Below are 24,697 nucleotides of genomic sequence, written 5' to 3' on the forward strand. Positions count from 1 at the left end.
GCCGGAATTTACTTTATGCTTTTTTCTTGGCGTCCACTTTCGAAACAAAACTCGCGAATCTCTTGACTACCTCGCCAGCCGGTTCAATTGAGTCGATCTTCTCCACCGATTTGCCGGCCTGAAAATAGTCCCTGTACCCCGAACCCTGCTGGGAAGCTTTTTTCAGGTGGAAGATCGACCTTAATGTGTAAAACATCCTCATCCACCGCTTGATACTTTTATCGCGTAGCAGTAGCTTAACGATCCAATTCGCCTCAGTTCCTGTTTTATCAACAAAAGGGGTGCGGATCACTGAAACCGGAACGCCGCTTATCTTGTCCGTAAGGACAATATCCTTTTCCTTCGCGTTTAGAATGGCATTCTTATAGTCATCATGCACATTACACTCTTTCGTAGCGATAAAGCGTGTTCCCATCTGAACGCCCGCATATCCAAGGTCAAGCGCCGCCTTGAAATCGGCTTCGTTTCCAATACCACCGGCACATATCAACGGGACTCCAAGATCCTTAAGGTCGTCATACATCTTTTCTGCCGATTCTTTTCCTGCATGTCCACCCGCTCGGTTGTTCACGCAAATCAACCCATCGACTTCGCTCTCGAGCGCTTTAAGCGCCCATTTCCTGTTTGTTGCGTCATGATATACGATCCCTCCCGCCTGATGTACCTTGTCGACCACCCATTTGGGTTTTCCAAGGGCTGTAATAAAAAAACGAACATTCTCCTCTAGCGCAATGTCGACCCACATGCGCATTCTATTCATATAACGTCTGGAAGAATCCTCAACAAGAGCGTTGAAACCGATAGGCTTGTTTGTGAGGGTTCGAATATAGCGTATACCCTCCCGAAGCGTATGACCATATACGAAGGTCATGGATACCGGCTGTATGATGCCGATCCCCCCGGCTTTACTCACCTCGGCGACAAGCTCGGGATTACTGCAAGGGTACATAGCTCCGCAGATGAGAGGGACTTCAATCCCGACCTGCTCGGTAAACGGTGTCACAATCATATTCTTATTCCTTTAAAGGGCCTATAAGCCAGCAGGCCTTCGCGGTTGCCACTATATCGCCTGCTACGTCTCGCAGTACCACGTCAACCTCGTACTCTTTTTCGATATTATCCTTCGGCGGATCAAACTCCGACTTTGCCGTGATGGTTCCGCGGGCCTTCTTTGTATATTCAATTGAAAATCTTCTGACTATTCCGCGCGCGTTCTCCGGTATTCCTGCCATCATCGCGAGACCGGAGGCGATTTCCGCAAGGTTCACGAGCGCCATTGCGTGTATGCTGTTCAGATGGTTCCTTACTTTTCTCCTGTCACGCATCTCCACAACGGCTTTGCCGGGTTCAAGGAATACTGTTCGAAAGCCTATTGAACCGGAGTAGGGGGCAACCTGCCCTATGAAAAAGCTGAAAACCGCTTTCCCAAAAGGTATTTCGGCCAGCAGGCGCCATGTTTTTAAAATGAAACCCGGTCTAACTAATGTCAAAGATCACTCCAAATAAGTGTATGAGTCGAATAAACGGTTTTTTCATATTCTTCATTTTCGTATTTACGACGAATTATATCAGAAAAGGGGCTATTCGCCTGTAACAAGCAGAACGGAATCCTTCATTTTTTCAACCATGTTTTCAAGAGATAGGCCGTCTGCCTGAACAGATTTTAATGTTCCTGCGTCCGACGGAGCAGGCGCCCGTTTCAGCAATTCCATAAGTTTTGCCGATTTTGTTGCGTAGTTTATGTTTTGAGGTATATCGCCGTACCAGTTGAAATGGCGTATTGTTTTCAATTTCACTGAGGTAATGCCGATAACTTCCCCTTTACGGTTAAAGAGCGGGCCACCGCTGTTTCCCTGCTGAACGGGCGCGCTCATCTGCATGGTATTCGGATCGTTCTTCAACCCCTTTGTGGAGTTGATCCTGCCGGTAAATAGTTTTGGGGAGAATCCGGTGATATGGGGGAGGGGAAAACCTATCGTGAACACATCGGCTCCCATCCGGGGCTCTTCTTCGGAGATGGCAAAAGGAGCAGGAATCGATTCGAAACTTTCTGGGATTAGAAGGGCGATATCGTTATCCATGTCTGAAAGATATACCCTTGCCGCTATTTTCACCCCGTCTGTCCTTATAAGCTGAATATTTTTTCTCCTTTCGATAACGTGTCTGCAGGTAATGATGTATCCATATTCGGTAGGCCAGGCGGTGCCGAGCGCTCTTTCCATCTCTTCCGTGGAGATAACCTCCTTTGACCTCTCATGTTCCGCTGAAAAAACATCTGGCCGGGTTCCGGTTCCCCATTTTTCAAGTACGCCGTTCCTGAAGGCTACATATTCCTGATGGTTTATTTCCGGATTGCCATGCAAAACGCTTGGGGCATCGTAGACATCAAATACAAGGATTTCCCATGTATCACCCCCTTCATTGAGTATTGTTTGCCATACCGGTTTTGCCCCTCTGTATCGCTTGTTCGGCTCTATCCACCACTTCGCAAAATCCTCTTTAGTGGCCCCTTTCTTGATGCCGTAAAATCCGGTTTGCGTGAGATATAGATCCCTTGAACTGGCGCAGGCAGAAATGGATATTGCGATAATGAGGATAGTAATTCCTTTTGCCGCTTTCATCCCTTACAAGTTTATCCCCTTTGTTGCACGAATTTCAAAGATAGCGGAAGAATTGGCTGCTTTTTTAATTTCGTTGACGTTTGAAACAAAGGGTTTAGAATACCTCCATGGGTGTGTCAAATAACTTCAGATTCCATCTGCTGTTTCTTCCGCTAATCCTGGTATTCACCACCAGTCAATCCGCACACTCCGAAGTTGTAAACAAGGATGCCGATGGCCTTGAGAGTACAATTTATGCACTCGATTCAAATCAGCAAACACCGCTATTTAAGGGGAAATACTCGATACTCCTCGAAGGGGAGAGAGAAACCCAGATAAACACGATACGGGATATGGACGGCAACATCGTCACTGTTGAAACGCTTGTAGCAGAAAAAGGTATCTTTTCTAAGTACGGGTACCAGAGGGTAAACGCGAGCGAAGGGGGAGAATTGATCCTAAAAGGGAATATTCTTCATTACACCTACATCAAGGATGAAAAGACAAAAACTGAGGAGCTGATATACCCTCAAAGCTTTGTGGTCGGGCCAGCGCTCACAGCATATGCCCGCACCAAATGGGACACTATCATGAAGGGGGAAGAACTCCCTATAAGGTACGGAGTTCTCGACAGGCTTGATATCTTCCGCTTCATGCTCATAAAAGAGGGGATGGAGAAGAGAGGATCGGAAGATGTTGTCGTAGTAAAACTTATGCCAGCCACATGGCTGGTGTCCAAATTGGTAAATCCGGTATACATTACCTTTTCAAAGGACGGCTCAAAGGTCTATAAGGTAAAAGGGAGAACTTTCCTGCTGGTAAAGAAGGACGGGAAGTGGGAGCCGCTCGACGCGGAAACGATATACCACCATCCCTAGGCGTACATAATAATCCGTTTGCTGGATTTCATGCCCTATCTGGCTGAATATAAACTGCATGATAAACGCAATACTTGCTCGTTAAGCACGATTCAGATGTTACGGGAAATGCGCCTCTGCCGGATACAATTACTGCTCTAATACCGGGCTATAACATATCTCGATCCCGAAAGTATGCCCAATCGGTGCCTTTTTGAAAAATGCATCAGGCTCTTATATGTTTGCCGATAATTTCCATTCAATGTAACTCCATAATCTCCAAATTATATTTATCGTGTATAATAGTTAAAACATCAGAGATGAAAAGGCTCTTATAATTAATATAAATGCAAGCATATCTGTTTGATAACCAGTCAAAATCAAGCATTTTAGTTGATACCGTCCGGCAAATAAGTGGGATAATACCAATAGAGGAAAACATGAAGATGCGTTCCGGTTCCAAGATAATGCAAATAAGCCTGGAGGATAGTTATGGGTCAGATTAACAAGGTAGCAGTGCTCGGCGCAGGGGTGATGGGTTCGACTATCGCCGCCCACTTCGCCAATGCGGGACTGGATGTCCTGCTGCTTGATATTGTCCCGAAAGAGCCTACAGATGATGAAAAGAAGAAGGGGCTTGGCCTGGAAAGCCCAGCCGTAAGGAACCGATTCGCATTAAAAGGGCTTGAAGGGGCAAAAAAGGCAAAGCCTGCCCCCTTTTACCTCCCGGCCTATGCCTCTCATATTGAAACCGGAAATCTGGAGGATGACCTGGCCCGTCTCAAGGAGTGCGACTGGGTTATTGAGGTCGTTCTTGAAAATATGGATGTGAAGAAAAAACTCTTCTCTGAAAAGATTGCTCCAAACCTGAAGGAAGGGGCCATTCTTTCAACGAACACAAGCGGACTCTCGGTAAACGAGATGGCCGAGTCGCTTCCACCAAACGTCAGGAAGAATTTCCTGGTCACGCACTTCTTCAATCCGCCTCGATATATGAGGCTTCTTGAAATTGTGCCATGCAAGGATACATCCCAGGAAACAGTTGCCGCTATGGCGCATTTCATATCCAACAGACTTGGAAAGGGGATAGTCTACGCAAAAGACACCCCAAACTTTGTGGGGAACCGCATAGGCGTTTACGCGATCTTCAACTCCATAAGGCACATGCTGGAAATGAAGATGACGGTCGAAGAGGTGGATGCCATAGCCGGACCGGCAACAGGGAGGCCGAAAAGCGCGGCATTTCGTACGGTCGACCTGGTAGGCATCGATACGCTGGTACATATTGCCGAAAATACATACAAGGCACTCCCCAACGACGAACAGAGGGATATATTCAAGGTTCCCGAATTCATGCTCAAAATGGTGAAAGAGGGGCTTCATGGCAGTAAAACGGAAAAGGGATTCTACAAGAAAGAGAAAGGGGCGAACGGCTCCAACATCCTCTACTACGACTACACCAGTTCCGACTTCAAGCCACTTCAAAAGCCAAAGTTCGGATCCATACAGTCTGCCAAGATGATGGACAACACTGCTGTAAGGGTAAAGGCGGTAGTATCCGGCCCCGACAAGGCTTCGGAATTTGCCTGGAAAAATCTGCGGGATACCATAATTTACGCATTCAACAGGGTGCCTGAGATCGCCGATGATGTGGTAAACATCGATAACGCAATGAAGTGGGGTTTCAACTGGGAATTGGGACCTTTCGAGATGCTGGATGCGATCGGCATCAACTACTTCGTTGAAAGAGCCGGGAAGGACGGTGTTGCCGTTCCTGAAAAACTGAAAGGGATCGAAAGTTTTTACAGGTATACGGATGGACGCAAAGAGTATTTCGACATCACAAGTGGTAAATTCAAGGAGGTTCCGCAGAGAGCCAACGAGATAAACCTGGAAATAATAAAGAAGGCCGGGGGAGTGGTAGAAAAGAATGCCAACTGCTCAATAGTAGACCTCGGCGACGGCGTGTTCTGTTTCGAATTTCATTCCAAGATGAACAGCCTCAGTAACGACATCCTTTCGTTTACACACAAGGCGGTAAAAAGGGCGGAAACAGAAGGGGTCGGTCTGGTAATCGGAAACCGAGGAGCAAACTTCTCTGCTGGCGCAAATCTTATGATGCTTGCAGTTGCAATAGCTGAGGGAGCTTTCGAGGATGTCGATATTACAATCCGGGCTTTCCAGAAGGCGACAATGGGTGTTAAATATGCCAAGGTGCCGGTTGTAGCGGCGCCGTTCCATCTTGCCCTTGGTGGCGGATGTGAATTTCCACTCCATGCCGATGCCATCAATGCGTATGCAGAAACATATATGGGGCTTGTCGAAATTGGCGTAGGACTACTTCCCGCTGGTGGCGGTACAAAAGAGATGGCTGTAAGGGCAATAGATCTTGCTGATAAATTCGGCACCGACCCAACAACTTTCATCTTCAAATATTTTAAAAATATCGGTCTTGCAACGGTGTCGATGTCCGCATCTGAACTCTTCGAACTCGGCTATATGAGGGAAGGGGACAGCATAACCATGAATTTCGATAACCTGATATCGGATGCAAAACAGAAAGTAATTGCCCTTGCAGGAAACTACCGCCCCAAAAAGCCGCGCGAAGACCTGAAGGCCCCCGGCCGGAGCATTGCGGCGAGCATGAAGAGCCAGCTTTGGAACATGAAGATGGGTGGTTTTGCAACCGAGTATGAAGCGGAGATCGGCGGAATGATCGCCGATGTCATTACCGGCGGAGATGTTCCGGCGGGAACGATCATAACCGAAAAATATCTCCTCGACCTTGAAAGGGAAAAGTTCCTAAAGCTCTGTGGAAATAAAAAGACGATCGAACGTATCCAGCATATGTTGAAAAAAGGTAAGCCTCTCAGGAATTAACACGGAGGAAATGATGGCAAAGAGCGCAAAGAAATCGCCGGTAAAAAAAGAGACGGTCAAGAAAACCGACAAGAAAGTTTCCAGTAAGGTCGTAGCGAAATCGCCTGCGGGAACATCTTCAGGCAAACCTTCTGCAGGGAAGGCGTACATACTTGCGGCGTATCGCACGCCCGGTTGCAAAGCGAACAGGGGGAAATTCAAGGATATGAGACCGGATGATCTGGCTGCGGTAGCCATAAAAGGGCTTATCGAGCGGACCGGAATAGATCCTGCCGACGTAGAAGATGTAATTCTGGGGTGCGCTTTCCCTGAAGGTGAATCCGGGATGAACATGGGCCGCTTTGCGGCCCTGAAAGCGGGTCTTCCATATACGGTTCCGGGTCAGGTTGTTAACAGGTGGTGCTCCTCCGGTTTACAGACCATTGCCATGGCTTCCGAACGGATCATGGCAGGTTTTGCCGATTGCATAATAGCTGGGGGCGCGGAATCGATGTCGATGGTTCCAATGGGAGGCAACAAGTTCAGCGCAAATCCTACACTTGCAACCGAGTGGCCCGAAACCTATTCCAATATGGGGATTACCGCTGAGCTTGTGGCCGAAAAATACAAGATAAGCCGAGAGGATATGGACAAGTTCGGATATGAAAGCAACATGAAGGCGGCACAGGCCATCAAGGAGGGGAAATTCAAGGATGAGATAATTCCTGTTGAAGTGGAGAAGGTTTCCCTGGTGAATGGCAAAGTAAAGAAAGAGAAAGAAATCGTCGATATCGACGATGGAGTACGCGCCGATACGACAGTTGAGGGGCTCTCCAAACTCAAAACACCTTTCAAGGTAAAAGGGACTGTCACAGCCGGTAACGCTTCACAGGTTACCGACGGCGCGGCCGTGGCACTGATAGTCTCTGAGAATTTCCTGAAGAAAATCGGGAAAAAGCCTATAGCGAGGTTCGTTGCCTACACGGTGAAAGGGGTTCCGCCGGAGATCATGGGTATAGGTCCGGTAGAGGCTATCCCCGGAGCGCTTAAACTTGCGGGACTGACGCAGAATGATATCGGGCTTATCGAGCTAAATGAAGCGTTCGCGTCGCAGTCGCTGGCTGTAATACGGGAATTGAAACTAGATCCGAAGATAATAAACGTAAACGGCGGCGCCATAGCGCTTGGCCATCCGCTTGGATGTACCGGCGCGAAGCTGACGGCAACACTGCTATCGGAAATGCAGAGAAGAAAAGATGTGAGATACGGAATGGTGAGCATGTGCATAGGCGGCGGCATGGGAGCCGCCGGCATTTTTGAAAAAGTCTAATTTACGCGAGGTGAGTAATATGAGCGACACGATTATCAAAGGCGGAGAATTTCTTATTACCGATGTTTCGAAAGATGATGTCTTTACTCCCGAGGATTTTACCGACGAACATAAGCAGATTGCCGAGACTACGGAAAACTTCATGCTTAACGAACTCCTTCCAAAGATGGACGAGATAGAAGCAAAAAATTTCGATGTCATAAAAAGCGCGATGAAAAAATGCGGAGACCTGGGGCTTCTTATGATAGACACTCCCGAAAAATTCGGTGGATTACAGCTCGACAAGGTTACAAGCATGCTTGTCGCGGAGAAGATGTCCCCTGCCGGTTCCTTTTCGGTAACATACGCGGCCCATACAGGAATAGGGACACTGCCGCTTATCTATTACGGCAACGACGCGCAGAAACAAAAGTATCTCGAAAAGATAATTACAGGCGAATGGATAGCCGCATATGCCCTTACCGAACCGGGATCTGGAAGCGACGCGATGAAGGTCGATACGACCGCGAAACTCTCCGCTGACGGCAAGCACTACATCCTAAACGGCACGAAACAGTTTATTACCAACGCGGGGATGGCGAGCATCTTTACCGTGTTTGCGAAAATTGATAAGGAACACTTTACAGCTTTCCTTGTCGAGCGCGGTTTCGAAGGGGTATCAATCGGACCCGAAGAGAAAAAGATGGGTATTCACGGCTCTTCAACATGCCAGGTGATACTGGATAATGCGAAGGTGCCTGTGGAAAACCTCCTCGGTGAAATAGGGAAGGGGTACAAGATAGCTTTCAACGTCCTGAACGTGGGGCGTTTTAAACTTGGCGCGGCGGTTACAGGAGCATCCAAGTACATACTTGGAGAAGGGGTAAAATACGCCAATCAGCGCAAGCAGTTTGGAAAAACGATTGGAAGTTTTGGAGCGATAAAGGAGAAGATTGCCGACCTTACCGCTGAAATCTACGCCGCTGAATCCCTTATCTACAGGTTTGCCGGGATGATAGACAAAAATATTTCGCAACTGGACAGGGATGCCAAGGATTATTATGTTGATTATCAGAAGGCTATCGAAGGTTATTCATCCGAATGCGGCATAGCCAAAGTGTTTTGCAGTGATACCTTGGCTCACACGGTTGATGAGGTTGTTCAGATACATGGCGGATACGGTTTTATAAGCGAGTATGTTGCCGAGAGAGCCTATCGGGACGAGCGGATTAACAGGATATTCGAAGGTACAAATGAGATCAACCGCCTCCTGATAACCGGAATGATCCTCCGTAAATCTGTCAAGGGGGAGCTTCCGCTTCAGAGCGAGGCGATGAAAGCGTTTGAATCGCTTATGAGCCCGACTTTTGAGGAAATAGACGAGACGCTTCCGTTTGCCAGGGAAAAGGCGCTTGTTAAGAATCTGAAAACACTGTTCTTGATACTTTCAGCGGCGGCAGTGCAGAAATTCATGGAAAAACTCGAAAACGAGCAGGAAATACTTATGGCGGCTTCCGATATCGCCATTCAGATATTCGCGTTGGAAAGCGCCGTCCTGCGAGCCGAAAAAAATTACCAGAAAGCGAGCGAGAACAAAAAGAAACATTTTGACGCCGCTGTAAAGGTATTTGCCTTCAATGCCACCGAAGAGGTTGCGAAATCGGCCAGAAAAGCTGCCTTCTTTGTGGAAGAGGGGGATACCCTGAATATGATCTTGAGCGGGATCAGGCGATTTGCGAAATACGACGCCACCGGACTTCTGAACGCAAAACGGTTTCTTGCCGATTCATCCCTGGAGGTCGACAAGTATATTTTTTAAGCTGACATGATGAATTTAGCCGCAATGGGGAAAATGCCACTTTCCGCTTGCAGATCGTCTCCATATAGCGCACCCGGCAACTTTTGGAAAACATAATGGAAATAATCGACAATGGCAGCGGATTAAAATTTGAAAAACACTCTATTACTACCCCTTATCACGTCGGTGTAGTTCATATCTATACTTGCGAAATAAACGGCAACCTGATCCTTTTCGATACCGGGCCTCCTACCATCACCGGCAGGGAGTACCTGAAAAAGAATATAGATATGAAAAGGCTGAAATACCTCTTCATCACCCATTGTCACCCGGATCATTTCGGGCAGATGAAATTTATAGAGCAATCTAGTGACGCTACGATAATTGTCTCCAAATACGATTCGTACAAATATGAAAGTCCCTTCAAACACCTTTTCCTATTTTATAGCTTTTTCAGGCAACTTGGATTCCCTCTCTTTCTACACATTTTGTCAAACGCAGGGCTGACAAGCTTCTTCTTTTCCGGGAAATTTTCAAATAAATATAAGCTGCTTGAAGAATCCGGTGAAATCCTTGATTCACTCGGCATCCGTTATGTGAGATGCCCGGGCCATTCGCAGAGCGATATTATTTATCTCCTAAACGGGTACGCGATCTCAGGCGATGTCATTCTGCGGGAAATATTCACAGCTCCGCTTCTTGATACGGACTACGAATCCTTTAGCGGCAGATTCAGGAACTATGATGCTTACTGCTCTACCATTTCGAAATTAAAAAACATTGAGAAGATGACTTTTCTCCCTTCTCACAGGGATTACATAGATAGCGTGGACAACAGGATAATCTATTTCGTAGAAAAACTGCTTAGCAGAGCAGAGACGGCGGCGCCTATCCTGAAAGCGAACGACTCCATTTACCAGGCCGCAGAGATACTGTTCCCGTTGACAAAAAAACTCTCATTCATATTTTTTATCAAGGTTTCAGAACTTGTTTTCATAGATGACTTCATCAAAAACCCGAATCTGCTTGCAGAAGCCTTGAAGAAAAACGGCCTTTTCGAAGTAGTTGAAAACAAGTTCAGACAGTTCCTTAATCTGTAATAAACAATAGGGGGAAAGTGCATGGGACATCATCTCTCATCCAAGAGCAGTATCATCCCGCTGATAGAAAGGCTTAACAAATATCCCGTCGGACTTGTTGACAACGAAAAGCTCAGGGAGATACTTTCGATCTTATTCGAAGAGAAGGAAGCGTTCGTTGCGTCCATGTTTCCGCTTGAGGAAGCAACTCTACCCGAACTCATAAATGTAACCGATATGCCAGAAGACGAACTCCTTCCAATACTAGAAAGAATGGCCGACAAGGGATTGATAATGGATATGCCATATTCCGGCACGACCTACTATCTCCTGATGCCCGGGCTGATAGGTTTCATGGAATTTACGTTCATGAAAAGCAGGGTGGACCTTCCGATGGCAAAACTGGCAAAACTGATGACCGAATATCTTTCAGGCAACTCAAAAGACGGGATGGCAAATGAGTTCTTCGGTAGCAGTACACAGCTGACCCGCTCACTTGTATACGAAGACAAGATTCCCGTCACATCTGAAATAACCACATACGAAAATGCCAGGGAGATAATAAAAAATGCCAGCTTCGGCGCGGTCGGCACATGCTATTGCAGACACAAGAAGGAACACCTCGACCAGAAGTGCAAAAAGGGGGCGCCGGTGAAAGATACCTGCATTACGCTTGGAAGCGGCGCGCGTTTTCTTGTACGCAGGGGATTTGCCACGCAAAAAACCACAGAGGAACTCTTGGCAATAATAGACATGGCAAGGGATCTTAACCTGACGCATGTAACCGATAACATCAGGAACAAACCTTCATTTGTCTGTAACTGTTGCAGGTGCTGTTGCGAACTTATGTCCGGCGTGCAGATGGGCTTCACGGAAGGGATCGCAAAGACCGCCTTTCTAGCGCGGATTGACCCGGAAAAGTGCGACTACTGCGGCGACTGTTTCAAGGCGTGCAACGTAAAGGCGATCGGCCTTGCGAAGGGGAGGGTTTTTGCCAGGAAATCCGACAGATTTAGTGAAATTGAGAAGGATATCTGTCTCGGTTGCGGAGCGTGCATCTCCACCTGCGATAAGAATGCGATCTCTCTCGTACCACGGGAGCGGAAGATCGTACCGCCTGAGAATAAGCGGAAGATGTTTGCCAGAATCCTTTGGGAAAAGGGAAAGCTATCCCCCTTCCTGCTGAACAGGGGGAAAAAGATAGTAAGGTCCATCTTCGGAATGAGAGGATAACCTCTTGAAATCCATGCCTATTTCAGCATATCAATAATCTCTTTTCGCACCGGAACGGTCCTGCCCAACTTGGAATCGAAACAGGCCATGACTGTCTTTGCCGTAGCATATACGCCGTCTTTCCCGTCATGTATTGAATAATCCATATCAAAACTTGAGTTTCCGAACCTTGATGCGCGCATGGAAACGATTACAGTGTCGTTCAGATTGATCGGTTTTTTATAATCGCACTCCGCCCTGACGACGAAGAAGAGAAGTCCGCTCTCCATGAACGAGGCGAACTTGTCTGAAAATAGCTTCACCCTTGCAGTTTCAAGGTAGGTGAAATATGTAGCGTTGTTTACATGATTGTACGCGTCAAGGTCTGCGAACCTGACGTCAATCGCCGCGGAAAAGGTTCTAGTTTCGTCTGCCACTACAGTTTCGCTTCGGATTTCCCGTGAAAGGCCTCCAGAAATTCCTTAAGTGCGCTCGGATTGTTTGATTTAATGGCGCCCGAAATTAAATCTTTCAATTGGGGCATGTACCCTTCATTCCATATTTTCATGAAAAACTCTTCAGAGGTCTTTCCCACGCAATCCGCCTTTTCAATCGTCTTTCCTTTTTCCACTATAAAGGAATCAGGTTTTACGGTTACTGTTCTCATCACGTCGCCGATATGGAAATAATAGGTTCTGGTTTCCTTTATGACGCCTGCGTGGAAATTATCGCCAAGTTTATCGAATACTTCTTCCGTGTTCATCGTTTTGCCTCCTGCAATTCCTGTGTTGCTAAAACATGTTTGTAAAATATATTGCTTGGCCTTACTTTTTCCTGCTCTTAACTTTTTCCGTAAATACAGGTATGAACTGCTTCATATCCGCTACGACTAGAACGTCGGCCACCTCGCCGATAGGAGCGTCCTTGTCTGTGTTTATAGCCACGATAAATTCAGATTTTTTCATTCCTGCAAGATGCTGTATCGCACCGGAAATGCCGCACGCAAAATATACCTTGGGTGAAACTGTCTGGCCGGTAACACCTACCTGTCTGTTCGATTCCAGCCAACCAGCGTCAACCACCGGACGGCTTGCTCCAAGCTCACTTCCAAGAACATCTGCCATATTCTTTACGATCTCGATATCTTCCTTTTTCCCGATGCCGCGGCCAACGCTTACAATCGATTCGGCTTTCGTAAGGTCGATTCCTGTTTTGCCAGATTCTTCATATCCGGTGAATTCAAGGGTGGACGATACATCACCTATGTCAATTATCTCAACTGCTGGTGTTCCGGATGGCTCGCCCGACATAGAAAAGGCTCCTGTCTGAAGCGTAACCACCGTTACCGCCGTGCCAGGTTTCATATCTACACGCAATTTGGAGTTGCAGGCTGGAACTACAAGTTTTCCGCTGTTGACATCGACCACTTCAGATACCTGAGCCGCCTTCAGCGCAAATGCTATACGAGGGGCGATGTCCCATCCGTAGGAAGAGTGTGAGAAAACGATATATTCCGGCTTCTCCTTTGCGATAACGTCAAGAAGGAGCTTTTTATGAAGCTCGGTGTTTATCTCGCCGCACTTCTCTGCGTCGGCCAGGTAGAGTTTTCCGTTGTATTTCGGCAGGGAGCCTTCGGAACCGGCTAGAAACATCGCGCTTTCCGCACCCAGTTTTCCCGCAAAGGCGATAAGTTCATAGACGGAGTCGAGGAGTTTCCCTTTTCTCTGTTCAGCTACGAGTAATACTTTCATCTGTTCCACTCCTATTTCAATACCGCGGTTTTTTCGCCGAGGATTGATATCAGTTTATCAGCCAAATCGTTTACGTCCCCTTCAAGCACGAGGCCGCCACCCTTCTTTTCGGGGTAGTACATTTTTTCGGCGGTAACGAGCTCTTTATCCTTCAGCAATGTGCCGGCCTCAGAAGTTAACAACTCCTTCTTTTTTGCTTTCATGATGTTTGGAAGGGTGGGGTACCTGGGGGTATTCAATCCAAGCTGGCATGTGAGGAGTACTGGAGGTTTAACCTTCACCCCTGCCTTTAGACCACCTTCAAGCTCCCGCTTAACGGAAACCACCCCCCCTTCAAATGCAAATTCCATGATAGTGGTTACCGATGGGATACCGAGCATCTCAGCCAAAAGGGGGCCGACCTGCGCAGAACCCCTGTCCTGCGACTGCATGCCGGTAAAGATCATCTCAAACCCCTTATCCTTTGCAAATTCATGGAGGATGGAAGCTACCTGGAACGAATCCTTTTTAAAGTAATCATCGTCCTTGATATGCACGCCGCGGTCACACCCCATCGCAAGAGCTTTCTTGATCGCTTCCTTTACCCTTTCAGGGCCGATTGAAACTACAGTTAGGTCCGTATCGCCCCCGAGCTTTTCCTTGAGCAGAACCGCTTGTTCCACGGCAAATTCGTCATACTCATTCATTCGGTAGGCGAGATCGGTTTCATCGAACCAAGTGCCGCCTCCGTTTATCTTGAATTTTGATTCCATGTCTGGAACCTGTTTAATGCAAACGAGTACCTTCATCTGCTTCCTCCAACGTTAACAATTTATATTTCCACTATACAGGAACTGGTCTCTACCTATAGTCTATCAAATAGTTGGCAAAAATTTGACTTAGAGCCTTTCAGCGATAATTTCAGACAGATCCTTTGTCCAAAGGGTTGCTTCCAGCCCTTCAGCCTTGACTCCATCCTCGAACATGGTCATGCAAAAAGGGCAATTTGATACCAGGACATGAGTATTTGTGGCACTTGCCATCCTTATTCGCTCAGCGTTTATGCGTGTCCCCAGCTTCTCTTCCGCCATGACACGCCCTCCGCCACCGCCGCAACAGAAACTGTTGTCACGGGTTTTATCCATCTCGACTATCGTTCCTCCAATCGCTTTCAAAGCCTGTCGGGGCTCATCGTAAATATCGTTGTACCTCCCCATATAACAGGAATCGTGATAAGTGACATCAAACGGGTCTGATTTCAGTTTGATTCTCCCTTCTTTTATGAGGCGGGACAAGAAGGTAGCTTGATGTTCGACTTCAATATCAAGACCCAAATCCCTGTAATCCCTGTTAAGGGTATTGAAGCAGTGGGGGCAGGTAGTGACGATCCTTTTGGTTCCTGAATTTTTTATCTTTTCGATGTTTTCGACAGCCATCATCTGATAAATATATTCATTGCCGATCTTCCGCATAGGTTCGCCGCAGCATTTTTCATCCTTACCAAGGATACCGACCTTTATGCCGGCTGAACGGCATATCTTTATAAAACTTTTGGCGATCATCCTGTTCCTTTTGTCAAAGGAGGCGTAACAACCAGCAAAATAAAGTATATCCATTTCGGTATTACCATCCGCCAATGTCAACCCTTCCAAACCTTCGGCCCAATCCCCGCGCGAGGCAAACGCAAGACCGAAAGGATTTCCATTCACCTCGGTATTCTCCACCGCCGTTTTCACCTCCGGCCCCGGAAATTCACCATCCATCAGAACCAGGTTTCTCCGCATTCCTATTATCTTGTTTACATGCTCAATGCTGGCGGGACATACCTCCTGGCAAGCGCGGCAAGTGGTGCATGACCAGAGAGCATCCTTGGATAATGCGTTGGCAAGGGGATTTTCTGGAGAATTAAACGCGGTTTCCCGTATCCCGGTGATCACCTTCATTGGCGAGAGTGGTTTTTGGGTATTAAACGCTGGACATACATCCTGGCACCTTTTGCACTCCGTGCAGGCATCGGCGTCGAAAATATCCTTCCAGAAAAAGTCCTTCACAGTCCCTACGCCGAAGCTTTCAACGTTTTCATCCTCAAGGTCCAATGTATCAATACTCCCCTTGGGTCGTCTGTCGGTAAAGATATAGTTCGTCGAGGTAGTGAACATATGCTTCAACTTCGTGAAAGGGATAAATACTATAAAACCTATTGCCACGAAGAAATGAAACCACCAAAGATACCGGTGTGCTGATGACAGGGAGGCGGCGTCCATACCTGTGAATGGAAGAGAAACCGCCAGGCCTACAGGTGAGAAAAATGCCAGCGGCATGTTAGTTTGATATTCCGTTGCGGCTATCCTGATCCCTTCCAGGACAAATCCCGTAATGAGAATAGTAAAGAGAAGGAGATGTATTGCATAATCGCCCAAGCGTGTCTCAAGACCTTCCGGCCTGATTATAAATCTCCGTACGAAAAGTCCCCCAAGCATCACAATCGCTATCAATCCTGCCACATCAAGTGTGAGGGAGAATATCTTATAGAAGCTCCCATGAAGGAACCGAATATCAAAAAATGGTTCGGTAATGTCCGCCTGAATAAAGGTTAATGTAGTTCCCAGCAAAAGTAGCATAAACCCCCAAAAGAACAGGGCATGCATTCCTCCTGAAGACCATACCTTCAATACCTTGGCCTGCAGGAGCGCATCGCTTATAAAGCCGGCGATCCGGCTGATCATCTTATCGGTGCGGACAAGCTCTTTTCCTTTTTTATATACCTTGAGCCTGAGAAGAAATCCGATTATGAGTATCAGGATGGCAATCCCGGCAATGGAATACATCGGAAGAAGGACGCTTTTCCCTACGTTCCAGTAAATTTCCCTTGTATCTGTCATCCGTGCCCCCTCTGTCCGATAATTATAATCTGCTGGTTTTGAATTACACCGGTATTATTTCAGTCTGTCGAAACCTGATAACAAGATTCAGTTTAGCAATAGGAGTTCAAAGTCAAAAGGAAAACTTATCTTCAAATCATCATGCCAAAGACAGGTTCTGGTATCATATCATCATTGTTGTGGAGGGCGGGGATGAACAGTACTGTTACGATACCTTTTTGGCTGTTGATACTCCTTTGTGTGCTTGCGGCATGGGCCGCTATTGGAAGCCTGTTAATACCTAGTGTACGCTGGTTCCTCCGCAGGCGCGTAAGCAGGGTTATCGACGAATTGAATACCAGGTTACAGCTCCGAATCCAGCCGTTCAAGACCACCAAGCGTCAGGTACTTATTGACAGGCTCCTTTATGACCCTGAAGTATTAAAAGCTGTCGAGTTGCATTCCACGGAACATAAACTCAGCCGTGATGAGGCTATGGCGGAAGCGGAAAACTACGCCAGGGAAATTGTTCCTTCCTTCAATGCATACGCTTATTTCCGCGCTGGATATGCAATCGCGAGATGGTGCGCGAGGCTTCTCTACAGGGTAAGGCTTGGATATTCGGACGAAACCGGCCTTTCAAAGGTGGATAAGAACGCGGGCGTAGTATTTGTGATGAATCACAGGAGCAACATGGATTACATCCTGGTAGCCTACCTGGCGGCAACCCGGGCGGCTTTAAGTTACGCGGTAGGGGAGTGGGCGCGCATTTGGCCTTTACAGACCTTGATACGCACTTTGGGAGCGTACTTCATCCGGCGGAATTCCGGTAATCATCTTTACAGGCGTGTTCTTGCCCGGTATGTACAGATGGCGACCGAGGGGGGGGTGGTACAGGCGGTGTATCCTGAAGGGGGCTTAAGCAGGGATGGAAAGATCCGGCCTATTAAATTGGGTCTGCTCTCATACATGGTGCTAGGATTCGATCCAGACAGGGAGAGAGATATTGTTTTTGTACCTGTAGGGATCAATTATGACAGGGTTATTGAAGACAGGAGTCTTCTGTTGAAACTTGAACCGGCGCCAGTAAAGAGGAGTTTCTTTTTCGCAATCAAAACCACTCTCGGATTTATTCTTCACAATTTCAGCCTGATGCTTCGCCGCCGCTGGTACCGTTTCGGCTACGCAGGGGTAAACTTCGGCACTCCTATCTCCATGAAGAGCTACATGAAAAAGCATAGGATTGATTTCCGCAAGATGAACGATGACTCCAGACATGAGGCTGTGGAACGGCTGGGGAAGGAGCTTATGTCCGAGGTTGGAAAGGTTATACCTGTTCTCCCGGTCTCGCTGGTTGCAACTGTTCTGCTTGAGGATGGCGTAACGGAGATGGAGGAGGGGAAGGAGTTCAGCGAACTTGAGTTGAAAGTGGCAGTTCAAAGGCTGGTGGAAAAACTTGAAAACCTCGGGGGACATGTATACATACCTAGAGCTGATCAGGAGTACGCTATCACTGTCGGACTGCGCATGCTTACCCTTCGCCGGCTAGTTATAAAGGAAGAGGGGATGTACAGAGCCAACATAAAAGAGGTCCCGCTTCTCCGGTTTTACGCCAATTCCATCGAACATCTTCTTTCGAAGTAATAAACTCCGAAATAACAGTATAATGAAGTAGTGGAGGGTTTCAGCCCGATACCATATATCATGTTTAAATGACACTGGAGGGTAAAATGAGCGAACTGAAGACTATAGGGAAAATGTTCCGTTCCGTTGTCGAGAAATACCCGGAAAAGCCAGCGCTTTGCAGAAAAGAATCGGGTGCTTGGAAACCGATAACCTATCGCGAACTGCATAATACCGTTTTAACGTTTTCAAAATCGCTGCATCTGCTTGGCCTGCGGCACGGAGACAGATTGGCAATCATGCTTGGAAACTCTCCAGAATGGGTGATAGCGGATCTTGCCACCATCTCAATCGGGGCGGCGGATGTCCCTCTATACGGAACCATTTCAGATGAACAGGCAAAACATATACTGAATGATTCCGGGGCGAAAATCATTCTTATCAGAGGAGACGACCAGGTTGCCAAGCTTCGGAATATAATCGGAAGTCTCCCTGAAGTTCAGGTTGTTATCACTGTCGACGAAGGGGTCGGCGCTTTTGGATCAGTCAGAACCATAAGCTTCGCCTCTGCTCTGAAACTGGGGAAGGAAGCCGATGCGAGCGCAGAATCCAAAGTGAAGGAAGCTGTTGAGAAAACCTCGCCGAACGATCTTGCCTCAATAATTTACACGTCCGGCACCACAGGGATGCCTAAAGGGGTAATGCTTTCACACGGCAACATAACATCCAATCTGGAAGCGATATACAAGGCGGTAGACATTCTGAATTCGGATGTTCACCTTTCATTTTTACCTCTCTCCCATGTTTTTGAGCGGACTTGCGGCTATTACTGCCTGATAGGTGTTGGCGCGACCATCAACTACGCCGAAAGCATGGAGACGATAGCGGACAACATAAAAGAGATTCATCCGACAGTGGTAATTAGCGTTCCCAGGCTTTTTGAAAAAATGCTCGCGAAAATAAAGGATAAGGTCGCAAACGGCCCGGCTGTCCGTCAGAAACTTTTCTACTGGGCTCTTGGCGTTGGCGTAAGGATGACCGATCCCGATAGAAAAGAATCGGATTCACTCTGGCTCCAGTTGCAGTTCAAGCTGGCAAGCAAACTCGTTTTTTCCAAACTCCAGGAGGCGTTTGGCGGCAAGATAAGGTATTTCATTTCCGGTGGCGCCGCCTTGAACAAGGACGTCGCGAATTTTTTCCGTTCAATTGGGATCAAGGTGGTGGAAGGGTACGGTCTTACCGAGACCTCTCCAGTTATCGCTGTAAATCCACCTGACGGAATCAGGCTGGGGACAGTCGGGAAAGTCTTGTCCAACCTGGAAATGAAAATGGAGGAGGATGGCGAGCTTTGCGTACGAGGTCCCAGCATATCAAAAGGCTATTTCAACAATTTCGAGGCGACCAAGGAGGCTTTCGACAGTGACGGCTGGTTCCATACTGGCGATATCATCGAATTAAGCGATGACGGTTATGTAACGATCGTCGACCGCAAGAAGGATATCATAGTCATGTCGAACGGCAAGAATGTCGCTCCTCTTACACTGGAATCGAAACTCGTTGGGGACGACTATATAGCGCAGATAACGGTAGTCGGCAATAACAGGAAATTCATGGCCGCGCTTATCGTCCCGAATTTCGATAAGCTGAAAAGGTTTGCCAACGACCAGGGGATAGCGAATGATGATAATTCAAAACTGATCTTGAGCCCAAAGGTTGTCGCCTTATACCAGCAGAGGATCGACGAACATATGAAGGACTTCGCGCGGTTTGAGCAGGTCAAAAAGTTTACTCTTCTGGCCCATGAGTTTACGGAAAAGGGGGGAGAGCTTACTCCTTCACTGAAAGTAAAAAGAAAGGTGATAGATAAAAAGTACGCAGAGATCATCGATAAAATGTATGCGGAGTAGTGGAGACCGGTTCCCGGCGGAATAGGTGGGGGGCGCTGTTTTTTCCGTCCTGACGGGGTGTTAGCCGCTGTTAATGCTTAGGATTTATCAATTAACTCTGAAAAGGATGAATGAAATGTCATCCGGGTGAAATCCTTCGTCGCTGTTCTCCATATTCATTTTTGCCTGCTCCGAAAGATTTTCCCGCACCGATTCCAAATCGCCTTTTCGGATAATTTCGATTATCCTTTCGAGAGTTAAATTATCGGTTACTCCGTCGGTTGTAAGTAAAACAGTATCTCGCGCGTCAAGCGTAATAAACGATCCAATTTCTATTCTCATGTCATCCGAGCCGACAATGTTCGAGACAATATGTTTTTCATCATGGTTTTCCAGTTCGCTACCCGCGATTATTCCCGACTCAAGCGCGTAGCCGACCGGGGAGTGGGCTATTGACTGATATTTCAGCTTCCCTCTTTGACCTACGATAATTACGCTTGAATCACCAACGTGATACGGTCGAATCTGCTGCCCCTGTATTTCCACCGCTACTACGGTTGAACCGGCTCCTACCTGAAGTTCTTTGATCCTTTCATTGGATTTTTCAATGGCTTCAAGTATTGCTCCCCGCAAATCCTCTTCTCCTTTATGCCCTGCAAGGATCTCGTTGAACGTTTCAGCGATTATGCGGGCGGCCTTTTCACCGGATGGCCGGCCTCCCATCCCGTCGGCAACAACTAGAACTCCAGTGCCGTCTCCAAGGCAGAGCATGGCGATACTGTCTTCATTAGGATTGGAGTATCCTGGGGCTCTTTCTGAAAATGCGGATAGACGCCCGCTACAGAATTCCTGATCGTCCAGATTATATTTCTCTGCTTCGACTATTATCATTTCCGCGGTAGTGCCTTTAGCTATATCAAACTGTCGAAATTCAAATTTTCCAGGTACACTCTTAATTGTCCCGCAGTTTTGTATTTTTTCCTAATTATTGAGCGCTTCAAACCGCAAACTACCTGTTTAATTTCCTTTGGAAGTTTTGAATAGATTTTTACGCCGCCGATCGATTCATGATAAACCTGCAAAAGATCACACACATCGTCGAGAATATTTTCGGAGGTGGCGTCTTTCCAGTGGAAAAAATCGATCAGCTTCACTCCGAAACTCAAGCCGTACCGTGTGATTATTATATTATCGGTATGGATGTCGCCGTGAAACTCCTTGAGGCTGTGAATACATTCCACCCCCTTGGCCAGAGCAAGAAGGAGGTGGAGCGCCTGATATGGATCAAGCCGTTTTTTCGGCTGACTCGTGTAAAATTCGGAGAGCATGACGCCGTCTACATATTCGGAGATCAGGATTGGAATCTGCTGACGCTTGAATGTAATCGTCTCCTGCGTGTTGTACTGGATAAGTATCTCGCAATTCCTTAGTTTGTGGAGCTTCTTGGCGTGATAGCGCAGAGTGCTGTTTCTCAGGTTGCGGTGGGGAAAGAAAAACTTCCCAGCACGCTCGATCCCGGTCTCTATTTCAAGCAGTTTATATACTTCCCCCTCCCATCCCGAACCTATGCGATGCACGACCTTGTATTTCTTGGCAAGCACTCGGCCAGGTTTGAATTCAAAGGAACTAATCTTTTCTACTTTCACCACCCGCAATATACCAGATGTCCCATAATCTCTTTATAAAAACATGCAAAACGGCACTATGAAATGGAGTGCCTCCAGGCTTAAATATCGAGGTCGGGAGTGAAACCGCGGCGCATGCTGTTTTCGGATATCGACCTCGGTTCGACGAAATTCAAGAGGTACCCAGGCCCCCCCGCTTTTGTGCCAAGACCGCTCATCCCGAAGCCTCCGAACGGCTGGCGATGCACCAGCGCCCCAGTGATCCCGCGATTTATGTACAGGTTCCCCACGCGGAACCTGCTTCTTGCCAGTTCCGTATTTACCGGGCTCCTCGTGAAAACTCCACCGGTAAGCATGAACTCGGTTGAGAGCGCGACGTCAATCGCGGTTTCGAAGTCATCTACCACCATCATGGCAACGACAGGGCCGAACAGCTCCTTCTGCATTAGGGGGTGGTTTTCAGTTTTAACCCTGAAGAGGGCAGGGGGTATGTAATAGCCTCCCTTGGGGAGGAGTTTGCTTTCGCCTATGTATAGCGGTTCGGCCCCTTCGCCCGGATCGCTGATCACTTCATTAAGACGGACATAGGCCGATTCGTCAACTACAGGACCGAGTTTGCACCCCGGATCCGATGGCGGCAATATCCGCAAACTCCTGCATGCTTCTATCAGGCGATTGAAAAGCGCATTGTATGTATCTTCACCGACAACTATTGCACGGGAGCAGGCAGAACATTTCTGTCCGGCATACCCGAACGCACTCTTGATGATTCCAGATACCGCTTCGTCAAGATCTGCGTCATCATCGACGATGATAGCGTTCTTCCCCCCCATTTCGCATACGACCCTTTTTATGGTCGGCTGACCTTCGGAGACCTTCGACGCCTTTTCCAGTATCGACAGCCCCACCTCCTTGCTACCGGTAAAGGCTATCTGCGCAATGAGCGGATGAGTGACGAGGCTGTCGCCAACCGTTTCACCCCCACCCGGAATGAACTGCACCACCTCGGAAGGGAAGCCTATATCTATCATTCTTGTGTATAGCGCGTAAGCTGTTGCGCATGATTTGCCCGACGGTTTCATGATCACGCTATTCCCAGCAACAAGCGGTGCAACGGTCATCCCGCAGAGTATCGCAACCGGAAAGTTCCAAGGGGCAACAACCAGCGTTGGGCCGCGCCCTTCGTAGATGAGTTCGTTTATCTCGCCGGCCATGTTCCCCTGTTTTCTTGGAGCCAGTTCCTTTCTCGCCATCATCGCGTAGTAACGGCAAAAATCTATCGCTTCGGCGACGTCCGCATCCGCCTCGCGCCACGGCTTCCCAACCTCGTATACCTCAAGCGCCGATATCTCCGCTCGATCTTCATCCAGCCTGTCGGCGAGCTTCTCAAGGAGTGTTGCGCGCTCTTCAATATCGGAATCTCGCCATGGCGCCCATGAAGCCATCGCCGTGTTCGCCGCCTTCTCAACCTCCTCGATGTTTGGAATCACAACTTCTGTAACGGCAGTTTCATAATCTGCGGGTGAAAAATGGAAAAATGATTCTCCGTCGAGTCTGTTCTTTCCGTTAACCACTACCGGAACTTTTATAGGGAGATGCTGGAGGGTCTCCTTCATCCACGACGCAAACTCTTCTCGTTTGTCCCTGATTGTAAAATCAGTGAGAGAGGCGTTTGTGAATTCGGGAGACATTTTTTCGGTTTTCCCGGTAGAGGAGGAGGGGATGGGTCTTGCCAGGAGTTTTTCCCGATCCATTTTCTCGTGATAACTCATGCGAAGGAACCCGGCATTTGAGGTGTTTTCGAGTATGCGCCGTACAAGATACCCGATCCCCGGCAACATCTCCCCTATGGGGGCGTATAGCCGAATCCTTTTCCCCATTTTCCGCAAAGCCTTCTGCTCCGGTTCGGCCATACCATAGATCATCTGAACTTCATAGGCATCTTCCGGCAGGTTCTTACTTTTGGCATATGCCATGGCGTGAAGGAGCGTGCGGTGGTTGTGGCTTGCGAATGCCGTGGAGATAAGATCGGGAAATTCCAATAATTTTTCGGTCAGGCGTTCATAGTTTGCGTCCGTTGCGCCCTTTTCAGTAAATACAGGAACCTTATATCCTAGTTGTCTGGCATGGACTACTTCGTAATCCCAATAAGCGCCTTTAACAAGCCTTACCGTGAGCGGCGTACCTCTTACACGAGCAAGGGTGAAAAGCCTCTCAACATCAGCTTCGGCGGCCTTCAGGTATGCCTGCACCACAATACCGATGTGAGGCCACCCCTTCATATCGGGATGAGCAAGTATCTCCTCGAGAAGAGTATAGGTAATGTCATGATACTCCCACTGCTCGAGGTCAATGTTTACAAATACGTTTTTCTCCCTCGCTTTTAGAAAAATGGGGAGAGCCATCTCCTTTAACCTGGAAACGCTGCCGGCAAGGTCGGCGCTTTCAAGCTGGGAATCAAGCGCCGAAATTTTCAGCGATATGTTCGCGACAGGTATCGAACCGGACGAATTGCGTGATAACAAGCTGTTCTCCGACCATTTTCCCACACTGGCGGAGAGCTTTTCAATCAATTCAAGATAGCGGGCCTTATAAATTTCAGCCTCAACCTGGCTTACCGTGGCTTCTCCAAGGAGATCTGCCGTACACGCAAGACCATCCTTGTAAAGTTTACCCATTACCTTCAGGGCGCTCTCTGGATCTTTTCCGATAATAAATCTTTCGGCAAATTCGAGGATCCCTTTTTTTATGGCAATCGAGCCGATACCGGAAGTGAGAGGGGAGGAGGCCGCCTTCATGGCAAAATCAAGAATCCCTGAAAACTCGCGCCCTTTCTTCAGGAAATATTCGTCGATATGCTTCGAGATTTTATCAGAACTGTTCAGCGCCGGAAGGACATCAATGAACCTCAGGAGGTCTACCTTGAAATCGGGCTCGTTCATCGCCCAGTCGAAGAGTCTCCCTTGCCAGAATGATTTATCGAAGAGACCCGGCACGCCCCCCTCCAACCGGTCATAGAACTCGGTTCCAATGTTTTGGATTTCAGCTTCCAGGTCAGAAATATTCTCCAAGATTCTTTCTCCCATAGCTACCACCAGCTCTATTATAGGACTCAGGTCTATTATATTCGGTTTTTCAAGTTTATGGGTTGAACATGGGACTCGATGACTTTCCCTGCGCAAAGAATGCAAAGAATTATATAATCTATTTTGACGGGCACGGTTTACAACTTGCCCCCTGTTCTTGCGTCTGTTTAGA

At 47.8% G+C, this 24,697-nt stretch carries 19 protein-coding genes; 8 read left to right on the forward strand and 11 right to left on the reverse strand.

Features of this window, described 5'->3' with window-relative positions; translation table 11 throughout:
• Positions 1 to 13 precede the first annotated feature (13 nt).
• The 3 genes from OEY64_02165 to OEY64_02175 form a co-directional block, all read right to left on the reverse strand.
• Positions 14 to 1,009 carry a nitronate monooxygenase gene (locus OEY64_02165; protein MDH5541747.1) on the reverse strand — a complete coding sequence of 332 codons (996 nt, stop codon included), beginning with the start codon at positions 1,007 to 1,009 and terminating at the stop codon, positions 14 to 16.
• Between the two features lie 4 nt (positions 1,010 to 1,013).
• Positions 1,014 to 1,490, reverse strand: coding sequence for a DUF4442 domain-containing protein (locus tag OEY64_02170; protein MDH5541748.1), 477 nt, complete (start codon positions 1,488 to 1,490; stop codon positions 1,014 to 1,016).
• Positions 1,491 to 1,580: 90 nt separating this feature from the next.
• A complete protein-coding gene (locus OEY64_02175; protein MDH5541749.1) occupies positions 1,581 to 2,621 on the reverse strand; it encodes a serine protease in 1,041 nt (346 codons plus the stop codon).
• A 107-nt stretch (positions 2,622 to 2,728) separates the two neighbouring features.
• Here OEY64_02175 and OEY64_02180 point away from each other — a divergent pair, with 107 nt between their 5' ends.
• The 6 genes from OEY64_02180 (at position 2,729) to OEY64_02205 (ending at position 11,735) form a co-directional block, all read left to right on the forward strand.
• Entirely contained in the window at positions 2,729 to 3,478 is a 750-nt protein-coding gene (locus tag OEY64_02180) for a hypothetical protein (protein MDH5541750.1), read from the forward strand.
• A 471-nt stretch (positions 3,479 to 3,949) separates the two neighbouring features.
• The gene (locus tag OEY64_02185) at positions 3,950 to 6,337 is read left to right on the forward strand and encodes a 3-hydroxyacyl-CoA dehydrogenase NAD-binding domain-containing protein (protein MDH5541751.1); all 2,388 of its coding nucleotides are present in this window, start codon (positions 3,950 to 3,952) and stop codon (positions 6,335 to 6,337) included.
• 10 nt (positions 6,338 to 6,347) lie between these two features.
• Positions 6,348 to 7,646 (forward strand): thiolase family protein, encoded by a 1,299-nt coding sequence (locus tag OEY64_02190; GenBank protein MDH5541752.1) that lies wholly within the window; start codon positions 6,348 to 6,350, stop codon positions 7,644 to 7,646.
• A gap of 19 nt (positions 7,647 to 7,665) precedes the next feature.
• Positions 7,666 to 9,444: an acyl-CoA dehydrogenase family protein gene (locus OEY64_02195; GenBank protein MDH5541753.1), complete on the forward strand. Its 1,779-nt coding sequence runs from the start codon at positions 7,666 to 7,668 to the stop codon at positions 9,442 to 9,444.
• A 95-nt stretch (positions 9,445 to 9,539) separates the two neighbouring features.
• Positions 9,540 to 10,523 carry an MBL fold metallo-hydrolase gene (locus OEY64_02200; GenBank protein MDH5541754.1) on the forward strand — a complete coding sequence of 328 codons (984 nt, stop codon included), beginning with the start codon at positions 9,540 to 9,542 and terminating at the stop codon, positions 10,521 to 10,523.
• A 21-nt stretch (positions 10,524 to 10,544) separates the two neighbouring features.
• Positions 10,545 to 11,735, forward strand: coding sequence for a 4Fe-4S ferredoxin (locus tag OEY64_02205; protein ID MDH5541755.1), 1,191 nt, complete (start codon positions 10,545 to 10,547; stop codon positions 11,733 to 11,735).
• 17 nt (positions 11,736 to 11,752) lie between these two features.
• On the opposite strand, the gene OEY64_02210 is transcribed toward OEY64_02205, so the two are convergent.
• From OEY64_02210 to OEY64_02230, 5 genes are all read right to left on the reverse strand, one after another.
• Positions 11,753 to 12,151 carry an acyl-CoA thioesterase gene (locus OEY64_02210; GenBank protein ID MDH5541756.1) on the reverse strand — a complete coding sequence of 133 codons (399 nt, stop codon included), beginning with the start codon at positions 12,149 to 12,151 and terminating at the stop codon, positions 11,753 to 11,755.
• Positions 12,151 to 12,477 carry a hypothetical protein gene (locus tag OEY64_02215; GenBank protein MDH5541757.1) on the reverse strand — a complete coding sequence of 109 codons (327 nt, stop codon included), beginning with the start codon at positions 12,475 to 12,477 and terminating at the stop codon, positions 12,151 to 12,153. The genes OEY64_02210 and OEY64_02215 overlap by 1 nt, the downstream gene beginning before the upstream one ends.
• A 61-nt stretch (positions 12,478 to 12,538) precedes the next feature.
• Positions 12,539 to 13,465 (reverse strand): electron transfer flavoprotein subunit alpha/FixB family protein, encoded by a 927-nt coding sequence (locus tag OEY64_02220; GenBank protein ID MDH5541758.1) that lies wholly within the window; start codon positions 13,463 to 13,465, stop codon positions 12,539 to 12,541.
• An 11-nt stretch (positions 13,466 to 13,476) separates the two neighbouring features.
• Positions 13,477 to 14,253 carry an electron transfer flavoprotein subunit beta/FixA family protein gene (locus tag OEY64_02225; protein ID MDH5541759.1) on the reverse strand — a complete coding sequence of 259 codons (777 nt, stop codon included), beginning with the start codon at positions 14,251 to 14,253 and terminating at the stop codon, positions 13,477 to 13,479.
• A 90-nt stretch (positions 14,254 to 14,343) separates the two neighbouring features.
• The gene (locus OEY64_02230) at positions 14,344 to 16,326 is read right to left on the reverse strand and encodes a heterodisulfide reductase-related iron-sulfur binding cluster (protein ID MDH5541760.1); all 1,983 of its coding nucleotides are present in this window, start codon (positions 16,324 to 16,326) and stop codon (positions 14,344 to 14,346) included.
• A gap of 192 nt (positions 16,327 to 16,518) precedes the next feature.
• Here OEY64_02230 and OEY64_02235 point away from each other — a divergent pair, with 192 nt between their 5' ends.
• Both OEY64_02235 and OEY64_02240 read left to right on the forward strand, forming a co-directional pair.
• Positions 16,519 to 17,949 (forward strand): 1-acyl-sn-glycerol-3-phosphate acyltransferase, encoded by a 1,431-nt coding sequence (locus tag OEY64_02235; GenBank protein MDH5541761.1) that lies wholly within the window; start codon positions 16,519 to 16,521, stop codon positions 17,947 to 17,949.
• A gap of 86 nt (positions 17,950 to 18,035) precedes the next feature.
• The gene (locus OEY64_02240) at positions 18,036 to 19,835 is read left to right on the forward strand and encodes a long-chain fatty acid--CoA ligase (protein ID MDH5541762.1); all 1,800 of its coding nucleotides are present in this window, start codon (positions 18,036 to 18,038) and stop codon (positions 19,833 to 19,835) included.
• Between the two features lie 87 nt (positions 19,836 to 19,922).
• Here the strand turns inward: OEY64_02240 and OEY64_02245 are convergent, their stop codons facing one another.
• From OEY64_02245 to OEY64_02255, 3 genes are all read right to left on the reverse strand, one after another.
• Complete coding sequence (locus OEY64_02245) at positions 19,923 to 20,705, reverse strand: protein phosphatase 2C domain-containing protein (GenBank protein MDH5541763.1); 783 nt, start codon at positions 20,703 to 20,705, stop codon at positions 19,923 to 19,925.
• 20 nt (positions 20,706 to 20,725) lie between these two features.
• Positions 20,726 to 21,460, reverse strand: a complete 735-nt coding sequence (locus OEY64_02250) for a protein kinase (GenBank protein ID MDH5541764.1) — start codon at positions 21,458 to 21,460, stop codon at positions 20,726 to 20,728.
• A gap of 80 nt (positions 21,461 to 21,540) precedes the next feature.
• On the reverse strand, positions 21,541 to 24,510 hold the full coding sequence (locus OEY64_02255) for a proline dehydrogenase family protein (protein MDH5541765.1): 2,970 nt from the start codon (positions 24,508 to 24,510) through the stop codon (positions 21,541 to 21,543).
• Positions 24,511 to 24,697 lie beyond the last annotated feature (187 nt).

The organism is Nitrospinota bacterium (genome assembly GCA_029881495.1).
Classification (GTDB): Bacteria; Nitrospinota_A; UBA7883; order JACRGQ01; family JACRGQ01; genus JAOUMJ01.

Bases quoted from the DNA above. Each gene is read 5' to 3' on its own strand.
- OEY64_02165 (MDH5541747.1), bottom strand. From the start codon at position 1,009: ATGATTGTGACACCGTTTACCGAGCAGGTCGGGATTGAAGTCCCTCTC.
- OEY64_02175 (MDH5541749.1), bottom strand. From the start codon at position 2,621: ATGAAAGCGGCAAAAGGAATTACTATCCTCATTATCGCAATATCCATT.
- OEY64_02180 (MDH5541750.1), top strand. From the start codon at position 2,729: ATGGGTGTGTCAAATAACTTCAGATTCCATCTGCTGTTTCTTCCGCTA.
- OEY64_02185 (MDH5541751.1), top strand. From the start codon at position 3,950: ATGGGTCAGATTAACAAGGTAGCAGTGCTCGGCGCAGGGGTGATGGGT.
- OEY64_02190 (MDH5541752.1), top strand. From the start codon at position 6,348: ATGATGGCAAAGAGCGCAAAGAAATCGCCGGTAAAAAAAGAGACGGTC.
- OEY64_02195 (MDH5541753.1), top strand. From the start codon at position 7,666: ATGAGCGACACGATTATCAAAGGCGGAGAATTTCTTATTACCGATGTT.
- OEY64_02200 (MDH5541754.1), top strand. From the start codon at position 9,540: ATGGAAATAATCGACAATGGCAGCGGATTAAAATTTGAAAAACACTCT.
- OEY64_02205 (MDH5541755.1), top strand. From the start codon at position 10,545: ATGGGACATCATCTCTCATCCAAGAGCAGTATCATCCCGCTGATAGAA.
- OEY64_02215 (MDH5541757.1), bottom strand. From the start codon at position 12,477: ATGAACACGGAAGAAGTATTCGATAAACTTGGCGATAATTTCCACGCA.
- OEY64_02220 (MDH5541758.1), bottom strand. From the start codon at position 13,465: ATGAAAGTATTACTCGTAGCTGAACAGAGAAAAGGGAAACTCCTCGAC.
- OEY64_02225 (MDH5541759.1), bottom strand. From the start codon at position 14,253: ATGAAGGTACTCGTTTGCATTAAACAGGTTCCAGACATGGAATCAAAA.
- OEY64_02230 (MDH5541760.1), bottom strand. From the start codon at position 16,326: ATGACAGATACAAGGGAAATTTACTGGAACGTAGGGAAAAGCGTCCTT.
- OEY64_02235 (MDH5541761.1), top strand. From the start codon at position 16,519: ATGAACAGTACTGTTACGATACCTTTTTGGCTGTTGATACTCCTTTGT.
- OEY64_02240 (MDH5541762.1), top strand. From the start codon at position 18,036: ATGAGCGAACTGAAGACTATAGGGAAAATGTTCCGTTCCGTTGTCGAG.
- OEY64_02245 (MDH5541763.1), bottom strand. From the start codon at position 20,705: ATGATAATAGTCGAAGCAGAGAAATATAATCTGGACGATCAGGAATTC.